The sequence below is a fragment of the Mycobacterium sp. D16Q16 genome, from assembly GCF_002013745.1.
In the GTDB taxonomy this organism is placed as follows: Bacteria; Actinomycetota; Actinomycetes; order Mycobacteriales; family Mycobacteriaceae; genus Mycobacterium.
Genome location: NZ_MAEY01000028.1, coordinates 1 through 21,178, shown reverse-complemented (window position 1 = coordinate 21,178; position 21,178 = coordinate 1). Strand labels below are relative to the sequence as shown.

The window sequence follows — 21,178 nt, the reverse complement described above, 5'->3', positions numbered from 1 at the left end:
AAATCGGTTGTCGCGCACTCTCTTGCGTCGTACCGTCGTCGGTACACAAGGAAGGAGGTGGTCCGAACATTGATTACGTATTGGACATGTGAGGTGGCTGCCCGCTAGTTGCAGCCATGCGCTGCAGTGGGCAAATCCACGGCAGCCACCCGGCCCCCGAACCCTCGATGAGTCCGATCGAGCCGAATGGTTCGGGGGCCGCCCCCTTTTTTTTGGGGACGGCCGGAAAGTCTCACCGACATGCCCGGCTAGGGGCGACAGGCGCGGGAGGTCTAGCCCGCGAATCGTGACAGCCGCGCCGATAGATGCGGTGTCAGGCCGCCGTCGGCCCCCACCCGCTCCTCGACGTAGGCCAGGTCACCGCCGTCGACGATCCCATACAGACGTTTGGCTCCGCCGATCAGCGCGCCGGACTTGCTCCGGGCCAGCGCATCGGTGACCAACTCCCAGGATGAGGCGTTGCGGGGATGGCCGTAGAACAGCTCGACAAACCCCGCGGCGTGGGCCAGCACCAGCTCGATGGCCTGCTCTTCGTCTGGATCGTCCGGATCAGGAGCGAACCGCCAAAACCCGCTCTCGCGCAAGGTCAGCCGCTCGAACTGCCCGTCGGCGTCCAGCCGCCACGATCGCGAATCCCACGTGAGGTAGTCGCTGCCGTCATGCGCGACGATGATCTGCTGTCCGAAGCGGTAGTCGCCGTCGGCATCCCGGCCTTCGCCCTCGCCGCGCCACACTCCTACCAGGGGCAGCAGCGCGAGCATCGCCTCATGCAGGTCCGCGCCTTCGCGCAGGTTCGCGGTATCGGCAGGGATGGGGAGGTCTTGAAAGGTGGGAAGGTTCCGGCCCACCGATGGCCGCTGCTCGGCGGCGGTCGGATCTGGTTCCGTCACGACTCGTCGGTGATCAGCCGGTACAGCGCGTACAGCGCGAACCAGGTGATGACGAGCACCGCGGCCACCAACATGATCTCGAAGAAGAGCACCACGGAATGGGAGCTTACCTGGGATAACGGTGTGACCCACAACTCGCCGGGTAACGTCGGGTTCAGCTACCGCGATGGAAGGGTGTGACGATCTTGCGAAGACGATTGTTATCTGCGTTTTTAGCACCTTTCGTGGCATCTGTCGGGCTTGTCGCGACGCCTACAGCGAATGCGCAACCGCCGAAGTTTCCGGACGTTGACTCCTATCCGGCGGTCGACCTCGATGAATATCGGGTGATCGGTGCGCATCCGAGCATGTCGGGCTGGGTGTTCAGCACGCCCGGCGGCCTCAGATGCCAGAGCAACATGATCGCCGATCTCGGTGTGTCATGCACCGGACGAATCGTGGGTGCCGGCCAGCAGATGAACTCGGTGACGGTGTCCCTGACAAAGCCAGGGCTGATCGCGCAGTACGCACAGACACCCGACGATCACCCGTATCCGCTCTTGCCTACCGGGTCCAAGATCGCGCCCGGCAATGGCGTGGTCTGTGCGGTCCTCACCGAGGAGGCGCTGGCCTGCCGGGCCAAGAAGCCCGACTCCTGGGCCAAGGACACCCCGGATCCACCGGACCGGCACTACGGCGAGCACGGGTTCGTCGTGCAGCCCTCCGGCAGCTGGTCCTACTAGCGCGAGCTTCCGATCTTTTGGGGGGAGGCCCCCATGAACTTTGGGTGTCCGTCTGGATGCCAGTGGTTGGCGCACACGGGACGATTGCCGAGTGAGGCGTCGTGGATAGGAAATTAACTGTGTGGCAATCAAAGTCAGTACTCCGGGGAATCGGTGTGGGGCTTGTCGGCCTCGCGCTCGTGGTGGCGACACCGGGTATGGCGTCTGCGGCACCCGACAAGCCCACTCCGGTGCCGTCGCCGAACCACGACGGTGAATGGCTGGACGGCGGCATGGCGCCCACGGAGGCGCAGCAGCCGCGCGACAGCGCCGGTGGCTGGGTTGACCATCCCGATGGCACCGGGCCGCAGTGCATGGATAGGGGCGTGATCTGCCGTACGGGAATCTGGTACCCCGACCAGGTTCAAAGTCAGCGCGGTCAACCCGAATGGGTGCAGTTGCCCGACACCACCGGGCCCGAATGTGAGAATCCCGGCGTCGTCTGCGGGAACACGGCGTCGTAGTCGTAACGCGCGTCGAGCTCGGGTCAGGTACCCGCCAGGAAGGTGATCACCGCGAGCACCCGGCGGTGGTACTCATCGGTTTCGGTGAGATTCAACTTCGTCATCACATTGTGGACGTGCTTTTCGACCGTGCTCTCGGTGATCCACAGCCTGCGGGCGATGCCGGCATTCGACAAACCCTCGGCCATCACCCCCAGCACCTCGCGTTCCCGCTGACTCAGGGCGTCCATCGGATGGTCGTTGCGGCGCGTCACCACCAGCTCTCTGACAAGGGCCGGGTCCAGTACCGCGGCCCCTCCGGCGATCCGGTTCAGCGCATCGAGGAACTCCGCGACATCGCCGATACGGCTCTTGAGGAGGTAGCCCCGTCCGCCCCCGGTGGACACGAGCTCGATCGCGTACTCCACTTCCACATGTGCGGAAAGGACCAGCACTCCGATTTCGGGGAACTCCTTGTGTATTGCCCGGGCAGCCTCAAGTCCTTCCGTGGCGTGCGTCGGCGGCATCCGGATATCCGTGACGACGAGGTCAGGCCGTTGGCTCCTGACCAAACCCATCAGGTCGACGGCGTCGCCCGCCTGGCCGACAACCTCGAAATTCGAACGATCGAGAAGGCTGGCGATCCCTTCACGAAGGAGTACGTCGTCGTCGGCGATTACCACGCGCAGGGCGGCCACAGCGCCAGAGTAGCCGCGCAGCCTGCGTGGCTATATTCGAAGAGGCGGGACGCATCTGGGTCCCGGAGGTAAGGAAGTTTCCAGACGTGACCCCCACTATCTCAACGCTGCCGCTGGGGCCGTCGACGATGGCCGGCGAGTCGGTCAACAACGGACGCGGCGCATCGTCACCCAGATTGTGGGGATGGCTGACGTTGCCCTTCCGGCCGGGCACACCACCGTCGGCCACACTGGGAATCCTGGTCGCGGCGGCCTTTCTCGTTTCCGAAACCGTTGCGGCGCTGCTACTGCGGCAGATCGCGCCGACCGAGCGCATGGGCACCATTTATCTTCTCGGCATTTTGGTCGTATCGGCGATCTGGGGGCTTCGGCTCGCGGTGCTCACCTCCATCGCCAGCGCCATCACATTCGACTACGTACGCGATTGGCCGAACGGTCATGTGCTGTCGGTCGAGCTGCAGAACGGCGTGGTGCACGTGATTTTCCTGGTTGCCGCGCTGGTCGCCAACGGGCTGGCGAGCCTGGCCCGTGCCCGCACCAACGAGGTCGAGGCGCGCCGTCGGGAGGCGGCCGCGATCGCCGAGCAACAGGCTGGACTACGCCGGATAGCGACTCTGGTCGCGCGTGCGGTGCCGCCGTCGGACGTGTTCACGGCGTTGGTCGACGAGATGGTCCATTGCCTACACGCCGACACCGCGATTCTGGTGCGGTACGAGGCAGGCAACACCGTCGCCATCGTCGCAGCATCCGGTGAGGTGGGAATGGGCCACACCCCGGGAACCCAGTTCGTGTTGGACGACGGCGTGCCGCCCGGAGAGGCGATGGGATTCGGTGTCAGCGTGTGCAGCCCGATCCGTGTCGGTGGGAGCATGTGGGGAGCGGCCGTTCTGCGGGGGGAAAGCCTTGCGGCCGCACCCGTCAACGATTTCGCCGACCTGGCCGCCACCGCGATCGCGAACGCCCATACGCGAGAAGAGCTCACGGCCTCCCGCGCGCGGATCGTGACAGCTGCCGACGAGGCACGTCGACGTCTGGAGCGCGATCTGCACGACGGCGTACAGCAGCGCCTAGCGTCGCTGCGTCTGCGCCTCGGCATGGTGACCGCGGAGTTGCCATCCGGTTTCCCGGATCTGGCCAACCAGCTCGCGGAGCTGAGTACCGGGTTGATCGGTGTCACCGAGGACCTTCAGGAATTCTCGCGCGGTGTTCACCCGGCGATTCTGTCCAGCGGCTTGCGGCCCGCGTTGTGCACGCTGGCACGGCGCTCGGCCGTGCCGGTCGCCATCGAGGTGAACGTCGACGGCGCCATCGCCGAGTCGGTCGAGATGGCCGCGTACTACGTGTTGGCGGAGGCACTCGCCAACGCCGCCAAGCACTCCGCGGCGAGTCAGGTGCAGGTGTCGGTGCGATGTAGCGGGCCGCACCTCTGCATGGCTATCCGCGATGACGGCGTGGGTGGGGCCAATCCCCGCAAGGGTTCGGGACTCGTGGGGTTGACCGACAGAGTCGAGGCGCTGGGCGGCACATTGACCGTTTCCAGCCCCGTAGGGCGCGGCACGTCTCTGGACGTTTCCATTCCGATCCTCTGATGAGGCCGCCGTCGTCCCTCACCCACAGGTAATTCTCGGGTAATTCCGCCCGAAATTCTGTTCGCATGGGGGGAAACCACACCTGCCTCATGGCGGGCAGCCATACCAAATTCCGCGTTTAGTCCCCGTTAACCACGATTCGAGGCGGCGTTAACGGCTCTCTAGCTAGATGAGCTCCGTTCAGTTGCGAAGGGCTGTATCGGGCAGAAGTGACGGCTGGAGAAATTGTTGCGGTGCCACGCAATTCGCAGAAATTTAGCGTTATTTCCTGTTCAGGGGTGATGTTGTCGATATCGGTCGATAAATGCCCGTGAAAGGCAAGCGGCACCTTTCCGTAAGACAGAACGGCGATATTCAAGGACCATTCGAAAGGCTCACATGGCAGGAATGTTTGATCGATTCGCCCGTACCGCCTGCATTGTGGCGGTGCTCTGCGGTATGGCAGTGACAGAAGCGCCCGCGGCATTCGCGGAACCGGTAACCATGCTGCCAGAGGACCTGGATCAGGTGACACCGGACGGCTGGCACATCCATCTGAACAGCTACAACGAGGTAGTCAACTCGATACCCAACCTCGCCAACGCGTCGAACTCGCGCGAGGCCTTCGTGTCCCTGTATGCCTCGGCCAGGGCCGAGGGCGGGCAGGGGGCGATCATGGACAGCCTGTTCATCATGGGCTATCAGCTCGGATGTCAATCCGACGTGTCCAGCGGCCTTCAGTTCGGCGGCGCGGCGTCCGGCGGTGTGAGCGGAACCGGAAGCCTCGGATCGAGCAGCTCCGTCGGTGGATCAGTGGGTGGCGGTCTTACCGGATACGCGCAGACGGTCCTCGAACCCGGCGTGATCGTCGATCTCCCGATGTCGAACATGGGGCTCGATAAGTCGGGGCGCGCAACACTCGACGTCACCAATCTGCACGTCAAGGCGGACGCCTGCGGGGGCGATGTCACCATCCGGTCGTACGCGTACTTGCGGATCTCGACGACGGGGGCACATTCCTCCTACGCCATCTACGGCGAACCCACCAAGATCTGAGCAAGGAGATACGCCATGGCATCACGCATGATCGCGGGAGGACTCGCGATTCTCTGCGGCGCAGGCATCTTCCTGGCGCCGAACGCATCCGCGGACCCCGTCCCGCCGGGCCCGCCTCCTGGCTATGACGGCCTTCCGTACCACAACATGCCCGGCCGGATCGGCCATCAACCCGGTGCGTACACCTGGATCCTGGGCTTCTGGATGCGGCCCCGGCGCGTCCTGGACACGGCCGGCGTAGCAGCGATGAGCAACACCGACTCCCAATCGGCCGAGTTCGGGCTTCCCGGCTCGCAACTCGGTGTCGAACCGCAACGGCGTTCGATGGTGGGCAACGCCTTCGGAGTGCGGCCCGAGTCGCAGATGGAGGCGACCGGCGCACCCGACCCCGCCGGTGGCGTCACACCCGGCTACACGATGCCGGTGGGCAGTCCCGGTGGTGGCCTCGAAGATCCCTATGCCGGCACCCCGAGACGGCTGCCCCTCGGCGGTGAATCCCTGCAGCCGAATGCCAACGGGACCGTCGGGCCGAGCTCCGTGAACAGCGGCCCCGATACGGGTCCCACCTTGTCGAAGTGACGCGCCGCATCCACACACAGAGGATCCACAACATGAGAGCACACCTCACACGAGCGGCCGTGATCGTCGCGGTGCTACCTACGGCTCTTCTTGGGCCGCCGAGCGCAGCGGCGGACCCCTCGGTGCCGGGTGACCCGACAGGGCAGATCTACAGCCCGCCGGGCTACATCGGCTACTTCCCCGGCGCGTACGGGTTTCAGACCGTCTTCTCTCTGACCCCGCCGCCCCGGGTCCTGGATGCGGGTGGTGTCGGGGCCATGACCAACGCGGACCCGGAGTCGTCCCATATCGGCCTGCCCGACGATCGTCTCGGCGTCCAGTTGAAGCATGTCGTCGTGAAGCCACAAGAGGCTGGTCCGCGCGGGCAGGTCTTCGGTGTGCGGACCGCTTCGCCCATGCAGGAGACCGCGGTGCCCGATGCGGCCGGCGGTGTGATGCCGGGTGCGACGTCCGCGATCGGCCGGCAAAACCCTGCCACCGGGCAATCGACTGGGCTGGAGGATCCGTCCCCCGCTGGGAGTGGACCCGAGCAGCCCATGCCCGGGCTGGAGGCCAGGCAGCCAGTGCGCAGCCCCGTCGCCGCACCGGATACGGCGAACTGAACTGCCACGGCGCCTAGCGACGCGAAAAGGCACTCAGGTACGTGATTCGGGCTGAATACGTACCTGAGTGCCTTCGCAGCGAAAGAAGAGGCTAGGCCTCGATCTTGATGTCGACCTCGTGGATGCCGGCACCGGTGGGGCTCACCGTGGCCGTGCCGTTCCCGGCGGAGGACAACGCCCGCAGCGTCCAGTCGCCCGGTGCGGCGAAGAACCGGAAGTCGCCGGTCGCAGACGCCACCACCTCGGCGGTGAACTCATCGGAGGAATCCAGCAGGCGCACAAAGGCACCGCCCACCGTCTGACCGTTGCCATCGACCACGCGGCCGGTGATCACGGTTTCCTTCTCCACGTCAACGCCCGCCGGAATGGCCAGGCCCTGCTTCGGTGCACTGCACATAACTAGCTTCCCAACTCGATCGGGGCTCCCACCAGAGAGCCGTATTCGGTCCAACTGCCGTCGTAGTTCGTCACGTTCTGGTGTCCCAGGAGCTCCTGCAACACGAACCAGGTGTGCGAGGAACGCTCACCGATGCGGCAGTACGCGATGGTTTCCTTTTCACCGTCCAGCCCCGCGTCGGCGTAGAGCTTGGCGAGCTCTTCATCCGACTTGAAGGTGCCGTCTTCGTTGGCCGCCTTGCTCCACGGGACGTTGATGGCGCCGGGGACGTGTCCGGGGCGCTGGCTCTGCTCCTGCGGCAGGTGCGCGGGAGCCAGAATCTTGCCCGAGAACTCGTCGGGCGAACGCACGTCGACCAGGTTCTTGGCACCGATGGCGGCGATCACCTCGTCGCGGAAGGCACGGATCGAGTTATCCGGAGCGGCGGCCTGGTAGGACGTCGCGGGACGAGAGACGGTGTCGGTGGACAGCGCGCGGCCGTCCAGCTCCCACTTCTTGCGGCCGCCGTCGAGCAGCTTCACGTCCTGGTGTCCATACAGCTTGAAGTACCAGTAGGCGTACGCAGCGAACCAGTTGTTGTTACCGCCGTAGAGGACGACGGTGTCGTCATTACCGATGCCCTTGTCGGACAGCAGCTTCGAGAACTGCTGCTGGTCAACGAAGTCGCGCTTGACCGCATCCTGGAGATCGGTCTTCCAGTCCAGCCTGACGGCGCCCTCGATGTGGCCGACGTCGTACGCGCTGGTGTCCTCGTCCACCTCCACGAACACCGTGTTGGGGGCGGAAAGGTTGTCTTGCGCCCATTGGGCGGAGACCAGTACGTCAGAGCGTGCCATGCAGCGGTTCCTTCCGGTGGTTTTGTCGGGTTACTGAGCCGACGGTTGTGTGCGGCGAAAACGGGTAACGAGGGGGTACAGCTGGCAGCCCAGGCAGATGCCGAAGGCCGCGTTGAGGAAGGCGGCGCCAAGAGCGAAGGCCGTCGCGATCTGGCCGAGCAATGTGACGCCGGTGGCGAACCCGATGGTTCCGACCGCGGCGAAGGTGAAGCCCAGCAGCTGGGCGAACTGCAGCGGCGGGATGGGCTCGCGTTCGGTGACCGGGCTCAGCCTGGGCTGGATCAGAGTCCGGAAGATCGTTCCGTAGGGGGCGCGGTGCGGCCCCAGCAGCGCGCCGATTGCGAACACCACCGCTTGAAGTCCCAGGATCACGGCGGCCGCTACCGGCGATACGGCAGACACCGCCAGGGTGATGATGAGAACTGTGGTGGTGACCCAGGCGACGAAGCGGGGACCGCGAACGTCAACCTGACTGATTACGGGCGGTGTGTTGGCAGTGGTCATGGGTTGTTGTGCTCCTAAGGGTGGCGGATATGGCTACACCAGGTACGGCACACTCGAAGGTGGCCGCTATTAGCAGCAACAACAGCAGCAGCCCGCGACGCGGCACAGATCGACGGCGCGTCGTTTGGTGAGCATCGGCTCAAGGCGGGCTTGCACGGCGACGAGTTTACCCCGGCTGCGTCATGCCCTGCAGCGCAGTGCGCAGGTCGGCGGCCTTGGGCACTCCGGAGACTCGATAAGCCTGCCGTCCGGTGGCATCGAAGATGAAGGTTGTCGGCAGCGACAGCACCGAGAGGGCCCGTGCGGCGTCGGGATTGGCATCGATGTCGACCTCTATATGTGCCACCTCGGGCCGGTCAGCCGAGACCTGGTCGACGACTCGGCGGACCGATGCGCACGGCCCACACCACACCGCGCTGAAGTGCACGATCGTCGGTCCGGTCGCGGAGAGTTCGATGCCGGGTGGGGCCTGGACCTCCTCGGCTCCACCGGGGCCTTCGCGGAGCTTGCCGGCCTTGCTCTTGATGGCGACTGCGATGAGGCTCGACGCCAGCAGCGCGACCGCGATCACGATGACCGCGGTCACAAAGGGCGATGAGCCGCTCTCCTGAAGAGCGGACAAACCTGACGTCATGACTGTTTGAACGCGTCCAGGGAGATCGTTACTCCCTTGGCGATACCTTCGATGATCACATCTGATCCACGTGCGCCGACCGTTGTTGGTTCGATAGCGAAGGGGAGCTTCTGCCGCGGGACGACCTTGGTGAACGCGGCGAACACGCCCGCCTGCTGGTCCTCGGGCACATCGCGGTCGGCCGTCCCGGGGCCCGTCACTATCGATGTGGCGACAAATTGCAGATCTGTCTTGGCCGGTCCGCCGACCGAGACGTCAACCGACACGGTCACCTTGTGCTGAAATTCTCCCGTCTTCGGCGTTCCGGTGAACAGCAGGCCGGTTCCCGTGGAGATGCCGGATTCGGTGGTGCCTCCGGTGGCGTCGTTCTGTTCCTTCGGCGGGGGTTCGACGGCAAGATCGTTGATTCCCATGAATCGGCCGAGGTGGTTGGAGTCGATGATGATTCGGCTCTCCACCCGGTCCACCCGCAACGGAGAGTCCGGACGGATCAGCCAGGACGCCTGGGAGATGTCGATGCCGTGCAAGGTGCCTTCCAGCGTTGCCTTGCCCGTTTCGGCGTGGTCGACGCCGTGCGCCTTGATCTCCACTTCCTTGTATCGGTGCGCCAGAGCCTGGGGAATGAACGGGAAAACCAGGATCGCCACGGACGGATCGGAGCTCAGGTTCGCTTCGGCACGCAGGGTCCGGGACAGCCGGTATTCGGCGTAGATCGCACATCCGAAATCGGTGCTGGTGGCCGCGATTGCCAGTGCACATACCGCCGCGATAGTGGCGATCAGGGGTTTGCGCATCTGCATATTCTGGCGTACCGCCGCGCGTCCGAGGTTCTCGGCCGGGCTTACCAGCAGGTGGCGGGGTACATTATGGAACACCTGGAGACCGAAGCACCCGGGTGTTGGAGGGCTCGTTGGACCTGTTGCTGCTGACCGCTGACCCAAATCCCGATGCGGTGCTGCCGTCTCTGTCGCTGCTCGCCCATACCGTGCGACCGGTGCCCAGCGAGGTGTCCTCGCTGCTGGAGGCGGGCTCTGCCGACATCGCGATCGTTGACGCGCGCACCGATCTGGCTTCCGCGCGCGGACTGTGCAGACTGCTGGGAGCTGCCGGATCGTCGGTTCCGGTGGTCGCCGTGGTCAACGAGGGCAGCCTGGTGGCGGTCAACGTCGATTGGGGCCTGGACGACATCCTGCTGCCCGGCACCGGCCCCGCCGAGATCGACGCACGGCTACGCCTGCTGGTCGGGCGCCGGGCGGGTGCGGTCAACGTGGAGAACGCCAGCAAGGTCGTGCTCGGCGAACTGGTCATCGACGAGGGCACCTACACCGCGCGATTGCGTGGCCGCCCGCTGGACCTCACCTACAAAGAGTTCGAGCTGCTCAAGTATTTGGCGCAGCACGCCGGCCGGGTGTTCACCAGGGCGCAGCTGCTTCAAGAGGTGTGGGGATACGACTTCTTCGGCGGCACCCGCACCGTGGATGTCCACGTGCGGCGTCTACGCGCGAAGCTGGGCGGCGAGTACGAATCGCTCATCGGCACCGTGCGCAACGTCGGTTACAAGGCGGTCCGGCCGCCGCGTGCGAAGGGCGACTCCGGCGCATCCGAGAGTGCCGGTGTCGCGGTCACCGACGTTGATGACGATGTGGACGACGAGATCGGCGACGACGACATCGTCGCCGAACCAGGGGCACGCAACGCCGGCTGAATCACGACTAGCGTGACGGTATGACCGAATGGGTCCCGCTTCTCGATGATCAGCGTCAACTACAGATACGCGAGTTGATTGTCGGGGCCACCCGCGCCGATGGTGTCGCCCCGGTGGGAGAACAGGTGCTGCGAGAGCTGCGTGGAACCGCAGCCAAGCACCTGGTCGCCGAGGACGGCGACGACGTGGCGGCGTACCTCAACTTGGTGTTGCCGGACGACAGCACTGGCGACGCGGATGCTCGTGAGAATGCCACGGCGATGGCCGAATTGGTGGTCGCGCCGGCGCTGCGTCGCCGCGGAATCGGTTCGGCGATGATCCGGGAAGCCCTCCGGGAGGGTGGCGAGGGCACCCGCGTTTGGGCACACGGCGACCTGCCCGAGGCCAAGGCGTTGGCCGCCAAGCTGGGGCTGGTCGCGGTGCGGCGACTCCACCAGATGCGTCGCCCCCTGTCAGATCTGCCCACCGTCTCGGCCGACCCCAGTGTTGTGATCCGGCATTATGCTGGGCCGCAAGATGATTCGGATCTACTTCGCGTCAACAACGCCGCGTTCTCGTGGCATCCGGAACAAGGAGGCTGGACGCAGGACGATCTGTCCGGCCGGTTCGCCGAACCCTGGTTTGATCCGAGTGGAGTGTTCCTCGCGCATGACGCGCAGACCGGCGATCTTCTCGGGTTCCACTGGACCAAAAAGCATTTGGACAAGCCAGGGGTGGGTGAGGTGTATGTCGTGGGGGTCGACCCCGCCGCGCAGGGCCGGGGATTGGGTCACCTGCTGACGTTGGTGGGGCTCCAGCATCTGGCTGACACCGGATTGAGCACCGTGTTGCTGTACGTCGAGTCTGATAACAGCGCCGCCCTGCGGACCTATGAGCGGCTGGGATTCGAGGTTTCCCTGACCGATGCCGCCTACGGTCGGGCCTGATAGGCGTTTACCTGCGATAACGACCGGACTGTCAAGTCTGTGAGTTCACTTTCCGTTCACCTGCGGTCGGGTGCCCGTCCATTGACTGCCTTTAGTTTCCGGGGTGCGCGTAGAAGATCCATCCCCATCACCTGACTTCCGATCACTCATGCGAGAAAGCGAGAGCCGTGAACCTCAAGGCCGTGAATCTTAAAAGCACTGGCACCACGATCTTCGCGGCGGCCGCCGCAGTCGCTCTGACCGCCGGCCTCGCCGCCTGCGGTAGCGACAACACCACCGGAGGTTCCTCGTCCAGTGCCTCCGGCGCTGCTTCCGGCTCGGGCGACTGTGCGGGCAAGGCCAAGCTGAGTGCCGAGGGCTCGTCGGCCCAGAAGAACGCCTTCGACATCTTCGCCAACGAGTACTCGACCGCGTGCTCCGGAAAGTCGATCAACTACAACCCCACGGGCTCGGGCAAGGGACGCGACAACTTCATCGCCGGACAGGTCGACATCGGCGGCTCCGACTCGGCGCTGTCCGAGGAAGAGGCGGGCAAGGCAAAGGAGCGCTGCGCAGGCAACGAGGCATGGAACCTGCCCGTCGTCTTCGGCCCAATTGCCTTGGCGTACAACATCCCCGGCGTTGACAAGCTGGTCCTGAACGCGGACACCGCGGCCAAGATCTTCACCGGTGCCATCACCGCCTGGAACGACCCGGCGATCGCCGCGCTCAACCCGGGCGCGACACTGCCGGACACCAAGGTCACCCCGGTGTACCGCAAGGACAAGTCCGGCACCAGCGAGAACTTCGGCAAGTACCTGACCACCGCCGCCGCGGAGAGCTGGACCAAGGGCAGCAGCGGCAGCTGGGAAGGCGGCGCCGGTGAGAGCGCCGAGAAGTCCTCGGGTGTAGCCGAGAAGGTCAAGGCTCTGCCCGGTGCCATCACCTATGTGGAGAAGGGCTACGCCGACGACCTCAAGATGCCGTATGCCCAGATCGACAGCGGTGCCGGCGCGGTCGCGCTGACCCCCGAGACCGCCGCCGCCTCAGTGGAGACCGCCAAGTTCGCGGGCGAGGGTAATGACCTCAAGCTGGACCTGGCCTCGATCTACGGCACCAAGACCGCCGGCGCTTACCCGATCGTGCTGGCCACGTACGAGATCGTCTGCTCCAAGGGTTACAAGGACCCCGAAGTCGCCGCCGCGGTGAAGTCGTTCCTGACGGTTGCGGTGAACCAGGGACAGAAGGGTCTGGCCGATGTGGGCTACGCCCCGCTGCCCACGCAGTTCAAGTCCCGTCTGGAGACGGCCATCAAGGCGCTCTCCTAGCAGCTGATTCGTCCCCACCCGGTGAGCTCAGGCGACCCGGGTGGGGACGTACCATCAACGACACAGACAGCGAGTTCAATGAGCAGCCAGACCAGCGGGATCGATCCCGTGGGGGTAGCCCGTCCGGCGGATCTTGACGGATCGGTCTTCGAGGAGAAGTCACAACCCATGAGCGACGAGGGCGACCATCAGCCACCCGCTAAGTCCACCAACACGGTCAGCCGTCCAGGCGACCGCATCTTCTCCGGACTCGCTACTGGGTCGGGTGTGTTCGTTGTCGCGCTCATCGGTCTGGTGGCCGTATTCCTGATCCTGCGCGCTGTTCCGGCGCTGAACAACGACGACGCGAACTTCTTCCTCTACAACGGTCCGTGGCGCACCGACGACACGGCACACATGCAATTCGGTGTCCTCGATCTGTTCCAGGTCACCGTCTTCGTCTCGGTCTTCGCGCTCTTGCTCGCCATGCCGGTGGCCCTTGGTATCGCGATCTATCTCACCGAGTACGCGCCGGCGCGGGTTCGTGGGCCGCTGTCCTATGTCATCGACCTGCTGGCCGCGGTGCCGTCCATCGTCTACGGCTTGTGGGGCATCTATGTGCTGGCGCCGGCGATCGCGCCGGTTGCGCTGTGGCTCAACAGAAACCTCGGCTTCATACCGCTTTTTGCTGACAGCCCCGTGAACATCGGAGGCGGCGGCAATCTGTTCACCGGCGGCATTGTGCTGGCGGTGATGATCCTGCCGATCATCGCGGCCGTCACTCGAGAGGTCTTCATTCAGACCCCAAAGGGCCAGATCGAGGCAGCGCTCGCCTTGGGCGCCACCAAATGGGAAGTGGTGCGTACCACCATCATTCCGTTCGGCACCTCCGGATATATCAGTGGTTCCATGCTGGGGCTCGGTCGCGCACTGGGCGAGACCATTGCGCTGATGTTGATCTTGTCGGGTACCTCGGTGGCATTCGGCTGGTCGCTCTTCGACAGTGGAAGCACCTTCGCGACCCATATCGCTTCCAACGCGTCGGAATTCAACAACGAATTGGAGGCCGGGGCGTACATCGCGGCCGGACTGGTGCTGTTCGTGCTGACATTCCTGGTGAACTCGGCGGCCCGTGCCGTCGTCGGCGGAAGGGGCCGGGCATGACCGCGACACTTGACAGGCCCGTGAAGGAGCCTGCCTTCCATCCGCTCTCGGCTAGGCGCAAGGCCACCAACGCCCTTGCCACGGTGCTTGTCTCGGCCGCCGTGCTGATCGCTCTGATTCCGCTGGTTTGGGTGCTGTACACCGTGTTCGATCGCGGATTCGGTGCCATCACCAGCGCGGACTGGTGGTTCAAATCGCAGAACATGATGACCAACCGGATCGAGGGCGGCGGCGCGTATCACGCCATCGTCGGCACACTGTTTCAAGGCCTGTTCTGCGCGATCATCTCGGTACCCATCGGCATCTTCGTGGCCATCTACCTCGTCGAGTACGGCGCCAACTCCCGGCTGGCCAAGCTCACCACCTTCATGGTCGACATCCTGACCGGCGTGCCGTCCATTGTGGCCGCGCTCTTCATCTACGCCCTGTGGGTGGCCACGCTCGGACTGCCGAGGTCGGGCCTCGCGGTCTCGCTTGCCTTGGTGCTGTTGATGATTCCGGTGGTGGTGCGTTCCTCGGAGGAAATGCTCAAGATCGTCCCGAACGATCTGCGCGAGGCCTCTTTCGCGCTGGGTGTGCCCAAGTGGAAGACCATCGCGCGCATCGTGCTGCCCACCGCACTCTCGGGTGTGGTTACCGGTGTGATGCTGGCCCTGGCCCGTGTCATGGGCGAAACCGCACCGCTGCTGGTACTCGTCGGTTACAGCAAGCTGATCAACTACGACATGTTCGGCGGGGAGATGGCCTCGCTGCCGGGCATGATGCTCGACCAGCGCAGCGGTTCCGTGGTGGGGCTTGCGGAGTCACGCCTCTGGGGCGCCGCTCTCACCCTCATCTTGTTGGTGGCGATTCTCAACATAATCGCCAAGCTCATTTCGCGTTTCTTCGCACCGAAAAAGGTCTAGGAAGGTAGTTATGGCCAAGCGCCTCGATCTCAAGGACGTCAACATCTTTTACGGCAAGTTCCACGCCGTTCAGGATGTCGCGCTGTCGGTTCCGCCTCGCAGCGTGACGGCCTTCATCGGCCCGTCCGGTTGCGGTAAGTCGACCGTGCTGCGCACCCTCAACCGGATGCATGAGGTGACACCCGGTGCTCGTGTCGAGGGTTCGGTGCTGCTCGACGGTGCCGACATCTACGGCGCCGGGATAGACCCGGTATCGGTGCGTAAGACCATCGGCATGGTGTTCCAGCGGCCAAACCCGTTCCCCACCATGTCGATTCGTGACAATGTGGTAGCCGGACTGCGGTTGCAGGGTGTGCGCAGCAAGAAGACCCTTGACGAGGTGGCCGAGCGTTCGCTGCAGGGTGCCAACCTGTGGAACGAGGTCAAGGATCGTCTTGACCGTCCCGGTGGCGGGCTCTCCGGCGGTCAGCAGCAGCGTCTCTGCATCGCCAGGGCCATCGCGGTGCAGCCGGACGTGCTGTTGATGGACGAGCCGTGCTCAGCCTTGGACCCCATCTCCACGCTGGCCATCGAGGACTTGATCTCCGAGCTCAAGCAGGAGTTCACCATCGTTATCGTCACGCACAACATGCAGCAAGCCGCGCGCGTCAGCGATCAGACCGCGTTCTTCAACCTGGAGGCCGCCGGTAAGCCGGGCATGCTCGTGGAGATCGACGACACCGAGCGCATCTTCTCCAACCCGAGCCAGAAGGCCACCGAGGACTACATCTCCGGCCGCTTCGGCTGATCCAGGAATACCTCGGGTCGTGCAACTGTCATAGTCGGCATGACCAAGGCAGTGCAGTTCGATCAGTACGGCGGTATCGACGTCCTGCAGGTGCGTGACGTGCCGCGCCCGGTTCCCGGGCTCGATGAGGTCCTCGTGCAGGTGCGCGCCGCGGGGATCAACCCCGGCGAGGCGAAGATCCGCACCGGAGTGTTGCACGACAGGTTCCCGGCGACCTTCCCCTCCGGGCAGGGCAGCGACCTGGCAGGCGTTGTAGTGGAAGTCGGCCACAGCGTGGCGCGTTTTGCGCCAGGGGACGAGGTGTTCGGCTATACCGATGATCGGGCCAGTCACGCGGAGTTCGTCGTCGTTCCGGCCAGCCAGCTGGTCACCAAGCCCGAGAGTCTGTCATGGGAGGTGGCGGGCAGCCTCTTCGTCGCGGGTAGCACCGCGTATGCAGCGGTCGGCTCGGTTGATTTGGCCCCGGGTGATGTGGTCGCCGTCTCCGGCGCGGCGGGGGGAGTGGGCACCATTGCCGTACAGCTCGCCAAGGCCGCTGGTGCGACCGTGATCGGTATCGCGGGGCCGGGTAACGATGAGTGGCTCACCGCGCATGGCGTCATCCCGGTCAACTACGGCGAGGGATTGGCAGACCGCATCAAGGCAGCAGCGCCCGACGGGCGGGTCGATGCCTTCCTCGACCTCTTCGGCGGAGGCTACGTGGAGCTGGCGCTCAATGAGCTTGGAGTGGAGCTGCGGCGAATCGACACCATCATCGACTTCGCGGCAATCGAGCGATACGGCGTGCAAAGTGTGGGAAACGCCGAAGGCGCCTCGGCGCAGGTGCTCGCCGAGCTGGCCGCACTGATTGTCGACAAAAAGCTGGATGTGATTGTCGCGCATACGTTCCCGCTGGATGACGTGCGCAGTGCGTACGAGCTGCTCGAACAGCAGCACACCCGCGGGAAGATCGTGCTGGTGCCTTAGCCGCTTAGAGCGACGTCAGGTGGTCGTGGCCCTGTCCCTCCGGCGGCAGGCTGCCGGTCACCTGGAAGATGACTCGTCGGGCGACCTCCACCGCGTGATCGGCGAAGCGCTCGTAGAAGCGGCCCAGCAGGGTCACGTCGACGGCGGCAGCCACTCCGTGCTTCCACTCGCGGTCCATCAGCACGGTGAACAGATGCCGGTGCAGGTCGTCCATCGCATCGTCTTCTTCATTGATACGGGCGGCCTTCTCCGGATCGCGGGTCAGCAGCACCTCCTGCGCACTGTTGCCCAAATCGACTGCGACTCGGCCCATCTCGGCGAAGTATCCGTTGACCTCTTCGGGCAGTGCGTGCTGCGGATGACGACGCCGGGCGATCTTGGCGACGTGCAGGGCCAGGGCGCCCATTCGGTCCACGTCCGCGACAATCTGGATGCTGCTGACGACCTCGCGAAGGTCGCCGGCCACCGGAGCCTGCAGGGCCAAGATGGCGAAGGCATTCTCTTCGGCGGCGGCGCTCATCGCGGTGATCTGCTCGTGGTCCGAGATGACCTGCTCGGCAAGGACGAGATCGGCCTGTAGCAATGCACGAGTGGCCCGCTCCATGGCGGCTCCGGCCAACCCACACATCTCCCCGAGCTGTGCCGATAATGAGGACAGCTGCTCCTGAAACGCGGTACGCATGGATCAAGCCTACGGACCCGTCGTCGTCGAGTCATGGCTCTGGCGTGAACGCCGAGTGAATGCCACTACAGGTTCCGTCGAAGAAACTGCGATCAGCGTCTAAATAGACGGACTATCCGCAGGTAGCGTCGCCGGCATTGACGACCGTCAGATCCATGGGGAGTTCGGCGGGAGCCATCGCGCCCGAGGAAAGCTGCAGCGGAACGCTCGATCCGGCGACGGGCGGAGCCTGCAAGTTGGCGGTGGACGCGTAGTCACTGCCGAGGACCACGCGCACGGAGTTCTGGGCTCCGTTGATCCGCTGGAGCTTGGCTCCGCCGAATGAGGCGGCGACCGTCGCGGCCTGCTGCTCGTGCCCCGGGGAGAAGAAGACCGTGGTGGTGGGCAGCGCGGACGGATAGTCGTCGGTGGTGGTGATGCCGAATCCGTACTGAGACAGCTGGCTGGCGGCCGATGCTGCCAGGCCCGACTGGCCCGTGCTGTTGGACACGTGCACGTTGATCTCGCTGGGCTCGGTGGTGACCAGATCAATCTGCTCACTTGGCGTAGCGGCGGGAGTTGGTGTGGCCATGGATGTTTCGCCGAGTTCGGTGGCGGCTCCGTGCTCACTGGACGCCAAGGTGGTGTCCTGGGTGGTGGTGCCGGGCATGGGGACGCGGGTGCCGTCGGGCTGCAGTTCGCCAGGCAACGGATCGTCATTGATGATGGCGTCGAAGATCTTTCGGATATCTGTGGTGCGTGGCGTCTCGTTGCCCTCGGAGTCGGTGCCATCGGTTGGCACCGTCAGGAAGGTGATACGGCCGGCCTTCACGTCTTGCAGTGATTGACCAAGGTCCACAAGGTCTTTCGTCCTGATGTTGTCGACGTAGGAGTCGTCGATGAAGGTGTTCACCACATTGTTGAGCTTGCTCAACGAGAAGAAGGTGTTGTGCGAGATCATCGAACGCAGCAGAGACGACAGGAACAACTGCTGCCGCTTGATGCGTCCGTAGTCACCGTTGTATTCGGTGGTGACCTGACGGGCACGCACGTACTGCAGGGCCGTATGTCCGTCGATCGTTTGGCGCCCAGCGTTTTCCAGCACGGTGCCCAGCTCGTAGTCCTCGATCGGCGTGGGCGTGCACACCTCGACCCCGCCGAGCGCGTCGACCATCTTGGAGAACCCGGCGAAGTCCACCCCGAGGAAGCGGTTGATGTTCAGGCCCGAGATCTTCTGAATGACCTTGACCAGACACTTGGGACCGCCAAATGCGAACGCCGAGTTGAGTTTGGTTTCGGTGTAGGCCTTATCGGGTCCGTAGGACCGGGTGTCCTCGTTCCACACTTCGCAGAGCGTCGGCTGGATCGCCAGATCACGGGGGAAGGACACGACCGCGACCCGCTTACGGTTCGCTGGGATGTTGACCAACATCATGGTGTCCGAACGCGTGCCTTCGGCATCGGAGGTGTCTCCGGCGCCCATGTTGCTATTGGCACCCGCGCGGGTGTCGACGCCGATGATGAGGAAGTTCTCGTCGCCGTACTGAGCGTTGGGATCGCGGATGTCGTGGGAGTTGGGGTCCAGGGCCTCGACGCGGTTGAGTCTGTTGTTCTTGACGTTGCTCCACTGCCAGGCGCCGCCGGTGACGGTGAGGGAGCACACCGCGACGACGGCGGCGATGGAGCGCCCGAGGTAGATGGGGCGCCGCGAGCGCTTGGATTCGGGTTCCTGGACAAAGGCTTCCGGATTCCCCACGCGGATGGGGATGGCGCGGGTGTCGATGTTGTCGTCCAGATTCGACGCCCGTACGCGGCGCGCGGCGGCCTTGTCGTAGAGGGGGGCGTCATCCGGGTAGTCGACAAAGTCCGCGTGCTCGTCGACCGGCTCGGTGGAATAGCGATCGAGGTCGGGTGCGTCCTGTCGCACCTGGGGGAGGACGTCGGTATGGCTTTCGTCGGCGAACGCCGTGGGAGCGGGCTCCTCGGCGCGGTCCTCGGGTTCCGATCGCGCGTGCCGCCGGGATCGGCGCCCGCCGCCGGCGCCCTCACGGGCCAGGAGCTCGGCCACCGACAGTGAGTGCGAGCCGGTTTCGTGTGCCGACGGTGCGGGCGGCTCCTCCGGTGCCGGGCCGGGCTTGGGTCCGTTGGTAGCGGTCCTGGGAGGTTGTGCGGCCTGCCTCGGTGCGGGTCGGGGAGCTGGCGCCGCGGGCTGCGGCTCGCGCACCGTGTGTGCCGTCTCCAACCGCCGGGTCCACTCGTCGTCGGTGGGATCGGGCAGCGAATGATTCAGCGCTGGTGGTGGCGTCCACGGTGTGTTGGATGGTTCCGGTGCCACGTCGATGTCAGGATGACTGCCAACGGGTTCGACGGCGCGTTCCCATGGGGCCGCGCCGTACGCGCGCGGTTGGGCAGGAGTGGCGTTGGGGCCATCACCCATGTTCAACCTCGCTTAAAAACGTCTGGACAGTTGCAAGTACACGGCACACCGGCAGCACATAACGCCGTGCCCGGGGCGCGGTCGTCGTCACATGCTACTGAGCATTGCCGCAGATCACCATGCCCAGTGACCGAGATGTGACCCCACGTCACCCGCCAGAGTGCATGACGTCGGCCGCCGAGGGAACCGTGCAATCGTCGGGGTCGTTGAGCCAGCCCTCGGGCAGCGACACCTTGCCCGGTGACCCCTGGCGGCCCCGGGGGCCGTTTCCGCCCTCGGGGAAGGGCGCGGCGGGATCCAGCTGATTGAGCAGGGTGTCCAGCTCGGCGAGGGTGCTGACGAGTGCTAGCGCGCGCCGGAGATCTCCACCGGCGGGGAAGCCGTGCAGATACCAGGCGATGTGCTTGCGCATATCGCGCAACGCCTTGTCCTCCCCGAAATGATCGACGAGCAACACCGCGTGACGCCGCATGATGTCCGTGACCTGACCGAGATTTGGTGGCACTGGAATCGTCTGACCGTTGAAAACGGCACTCAGCTCCGCGAAGAGCCAGGGGCGGCCAAGACATCCGCGACCAATGACGACGCCGTCGCAGCCCGTTTGTTCCATCATGACGACCGCGTCGGCGGCATCGAAGATATCGCCGTTTCCGAGGACGGGAATGGTTGTCACGTGGTTCTTGAGCGCGGCTATCTGGTTCCAGTCGGCGGCGCCCGAGTAGCGCTGCGAGGCAGTGCGGGCGTGTAGCGCGACCGCGGCGGCCCCCTCGGCCTCGGCGATGGCGCCGGCGTCCAGGTGCGTGTGGTGGTCGTCGTCGATGCCGACGCGGAACTTGACCGTTACCGGTATGTCGGTGCCTTCGGTGGCGCGCACGGCGGCGGAGACGATCTGACCGAACAGCCGCCGCTTGTAGGGAAGCGCTGCGCCCCCGCCATTTCGGGTGACCTTGGGGACCGGACAACCGAAGTTCATGTCGATGTGGTCGGCGAGATTCTCGTCCACCACCATCTTGGCGGCGCGGTAGGTCGTTTCCGGATCGACCGAATAGAGTTGTAGCGACCGTGGCGATTCTTCGGGGGAGAAGGTGGTCATGTGCAGCGTGACGGGGTGCCGTTCGGCGAGGGCCCGCGCGGTCACCATCTCGCAGACATACAGTCCGCTCACGGTGCCCGTAGTGGCCAGCTCCAGCTCCCGGCATAGCGTCCGGAACGCCACGTTGGTGACACCTGCCATCGGAGCGAGCACGACGGGGCTCGGCAATACCAAAGACCCGATCCGCAGTTCGCGGGATCGGGCCTTCGGAAGGTCGACGGATGCGGTCACGATGTCAGTCGATTAGACACTGACCGCTTCCCTGGCGGCCTTGGCGGCG

General features: G+C 64.8%; 24 protein-coding genes. 13 read left to right on the top strand and 11 right to left on the bottom strand.

All coding sequences use genetic code 11. From position 1 onward, the window contains the following. Positions 1–272: 272 nt before the first annotated feature. Complete coding sequence (locus B4394_RS23420) at positions 273–890, bottom strand: heme-binding beta-barrel domain-containing protein (RefSeq protein ID WP_078312769.1); 618 nt, start codon at positions 888–890, stop codon at positions 273–275. A gap of 197 nt (positions 891–1,087) precedes the next feature. On the opposite strand from B4394_RS23420, the gene B4394_RS23415 reads away from it, so the two are divergent. Together B4394_RS23415 and B4394_RS23410 are read left to right on the top strand one after the other, a co-directional pair. Further along, positions 1,088–1,612, top strand: coding sequence for a hypothetical protein (locus tag B4394_RS23415; protein ID WP_502688424.1), 525 nt, complete (start codon positions 1,088–1,090; stop codon positions 1,610–1,612). 197 nt (positions 1,613–1,809) lie between these two features. Continuing rightward, positions 1,810–2,115, top strand: a complete 306-nt coding sequence (locus B4394_RS23410) for a hypothetical protein (RefSeq protein ID WP_078312792.1) — start codon at positions 1,810–1,812, stop codon at positions 2,113–2,115. 23 nt (positions 2,116–2,138) lie between these two features. On the opposite strand, the gene B4394_RS23405 is transcribed toward B4394_RS23410, so the two are convergent. Next, a complete protein-coding gene (locus B4394_RS23405; RefSeq protein WP_078312770.1) occupies positions 2,139–2,792 on the bottom strand; it encodes a response regulator in 654 nt (217 codons plus the stop codon). 128 nt (positions 2,793–2,920) lie between these two features. On the opposite strand from B4394_RS23405, the gene B4394_RS23400 reads away from it, so the two are divergent. The 4 genes from B4394_RS23400 to B4394_RS23385 all read left to right on the top strand — a co-directional run bounded on the left by B4394_RS23400 (position 2,921) and on the right by B4394_RS23385 (position 6,597). Continuing rightward, the gene (locus tag B4394_RS23400; RefSeq protein WP_078316441.1) at positions 2,921–4,381 is read left to right on the top strand and encodes an ATP-binding protein; all 1,461 of its coding nucleotides are present in this window, start codon (positions 2,921–2,923) and stop codon (positions 4,379–4,381) included. A gap of 378 nt (positions 4,382–4,759) precedes the next feature. Beyond that, a complete protein-coding gene (locus B4394_RS23395) occupies positions 4,760–5,416 on the top strand; it encodes an MspA family porin (RefSeq protein WP_078316420.1) in 657 nt (218 codons plus the stop codon). Positions 5,417–5,431: 15 nt separating this feature from the next. Beyond that, positions 5,432–5,995: a hypothetical protein gene (locus tag B4394_RS23390; protein WP_078312772.1), complete on the top strand. Its 564-nt coding sequence runs from the start codon at positions 5,432–5,434 to the stop codon at positions 5,993–5,995. 32 nt (positions 5,996–6,027) lie between these two features. Continuing rightward, positions 6,028–6,597, top strand: coding sequence for a hypothetical protein (locus B4394_RS23385; protein ID WP_078312794.1), 570 nt, complete (start codon positions 6,028–6,030; stop codon positions 6,595–6,597). A gap of 91 nt (positions 6,598–6,688) precedes the next feature. On the opposite strand, the gene B4394_RS23380 is transcribed toward B4394_RS23385, so the two are convergent. The 6 genes from B4394_RS23380 to lmeA all read right to left on the bottom strand — a co-directional run bounded on the left by B4394_RS23380 (position 6,689) and on the right by lmeA (position 9,768). After that, a complete protein-coding gene (locus tag B4394_RS23380; RefSeq protein WP_070936675.1) occupies positions 6,689–6,994 on the bottom strand; it encodes a DUF1416 domain-containing protein in 306 nt (101 codons plus the stop codon). A gap of 2 nt (positions 6,995–6,996) precedes the next feature. Then, positions 6,997–7,830: a sulfurtransferase gene (locus tag B4394_RS23375; RefSeq protein WP_046252538.1), complete on the bottom strand. Its 834-nt coding sequence runs from the start codon at positions 7,828–7,830 to the stop codon at positions 6,997–6,999. A 30-nt stretch (positions 7,831–7,860) separates the two neighbouring features. Next, entirely contained in the window at positions 7,861–8,334 is a 474-nt protein-coding gene (locus B4394_RS23370) for a DUF4395 domain-containing protein (RefSeq protein WP_078312773.1), read from the bottom strand. Between the two features lie 69 nt (positions 8,335–8,403). Continuing rightward, positions 8,404–8,490: an Ms5788A family Cys-rich leader peptide gene (locus B4394_RS25970; RefSeq protein WP_353615267.1), complete on the bottom strand. Its 87-nt coding sequence runs from the start codon at positions 8,488–8,490 to the stop codon at positions 8,404–8,406. A 10-nt stretch (positions 8,491–8,500) separates the two neighbouring features. Beyond that, positions 8,501–8,920: a thioredoxin family protein gene (locus B4394_RS23365; RefSeq protein ID WP_078316419.1), complete on the bottom strand. Its 420-nt coding sequence runs from the start codon at positions 8,918–8,920 to the stop codon at positions 8,501–8,503. A 44-nt stretch (positions 8,921–8,964) separates the two neighbouring features. Beyond that, the gene (gene lmeA / locus B4394_RS23360) at positions 8,965–9,768 is read right to left on the bottom strand and encodes a mannan chain length control protein LmeA (protein WP_078312795.1); all 804 of its coding nucleotides are present in this window, start codon (positions 9,766–9,768) and stop codon (positions 8,965–8,967) included. Positions 9,769–9,878: 110 nt separating this feature from the next. Between lmeA and B4394_RS23355 the strand changes: the two genes are divergently transcribed. The 7 genes from B4394_RS23355 to B4394_RS23325 all read left to right on the top strand — a co-directional run bounded on the left by B4394_RS23355 (position 9,879) and on the right by B4394_RS23325 (position 16,707). Continuing rightward, on the top strand, positions 9,879–10,673 hold the full coding sequence (locus tag B4394_RS23355; protein ID WP_078312796.1) for a winged helix-turn-helix transcriptional regulator: 795 nt from the start codon (positions 9,879–9,881) through the stop codon (positions 10,671–10,673). Positions 10,674–10,693: 20 nt separating this feature from the next. Next, a complete protein-coding gene (gene mshD / locus B4394_RS23350; RefSeq protein WP_078316418.1) occupies positions 10,694–11,599 on the top strand; it encodes a mycothiol synthase in 906 nt (301 codons plus the stop codon). Positions 11,600–11,766: 167 nt separating this feature from the next. After that, on the top strand, positions 11,767–12,906 hold the full coding sequence (gene pstS / locus B4394_RS23345) for a phosphate ABC transporter substrate-binding protein PstS (RefSeq protein ID WP_078312776.1): 1,140 nt from the start codon (positions 11,767–11,769) through the stop codon (positions 12,904–12,906). Positions 12,907–12,984: 78 nt separating this feature from the next. Continuing rightward, positions 12,985–14,049 (top strand): phosphate ABC transporter permease subunit PstC, encoded by a 1,065-nt coding sequence (gene pstC / locus B4394_RS23340; RefSeq protein WP_078312777.1) that lies wholly within the window; start codon positions 12,985–12,987, stop codon positions 14,047–14,049. Further along, complete coding sequence (gene pstA, locus B4394_RS23335) at positions 14,046–14,954, top strand: phosphate ABC transporter permease PstA (protein ID WP_078312778.1); 909 nt, start codon at positions 14,046–14,048, stop codon at positions 14,952–14,954. The genes pstC and pstA overlap by 4 nt, the downstream gene beginning before the upstream one ends. Before the next feature lie 10 nt (positions 14,955–14,964). Next, positions 14,965–15,741 carry a phosphate ABC transporter ATP-binding protein PstB gene (gene pstB / locus B4394_RS23330; protein ID WP_078303655.1) on the top strand — a complete coding sequence of 259 codons (777 nt, stop codon included), beginning with the start codon at positions 14,965–14,967 and terminating at the stop codon, positions 15,739–15,741. A gap of 39 nt (positions 15,742–15,780) precedes the next feature. Further along, positions 15,781–16,707 carry an NADP-dependent oxidoreductase gene (locus B4394_RS23325; protein ID WP_078312779.1) on the top strand — a complete coding sequence of 309 codons (927 nt, stop codon included), beginning with the start codon at positions 15,781–15,783 and terminating at the stop codon, positions 16,705–16,707. A 4-nt stretch (positions 16,708–16,711) separates the two neighbouring features. On the opposite strand, the gene phoU is transcribed toward B4394_RS23325, so the two are convergent. The 3 genes from phoU to dusB form a co-directional block, all read right to left on the bottom strand. Then, complete coding sequence (phoU, locus tag B4394_RS23320; protein WP_078312780.1) at positions 16,712–17,389, bottom strand: phosphate signaling complex protein PhoU; 678 nt, start codon at positions 17,387–17,389, stop codon at positions 16,712–16,714. Between the two features lie 112 nt (positions 17,390–17,501). After that, positions 17,502–19,805, bottom strand: coding sequence for an LCP family protein (locus tag B4394_RS23315; RefSeq protein ID WP_078316417.1), 2,304 nt, complete (start codon positions 19,803–19,805; stop codon positions 17,502–17,504). Positions 19,806–19,953: 148 nt separating this feature from the next. Continuing rightward, complete coding sequence (dusB, locus tag B4394_RS23310) at positions 19,954–21,129, bottom strand: tRNA dihydrouridine synthase DusB (protein ID WP_139360407.1); 1,176 nt, start codon at positions 21,127–21,129, stop codon at positions 19,954–19,956. Between the last annotated feature and the right edge of the window lie 49 nt (positions 21,130–21,178).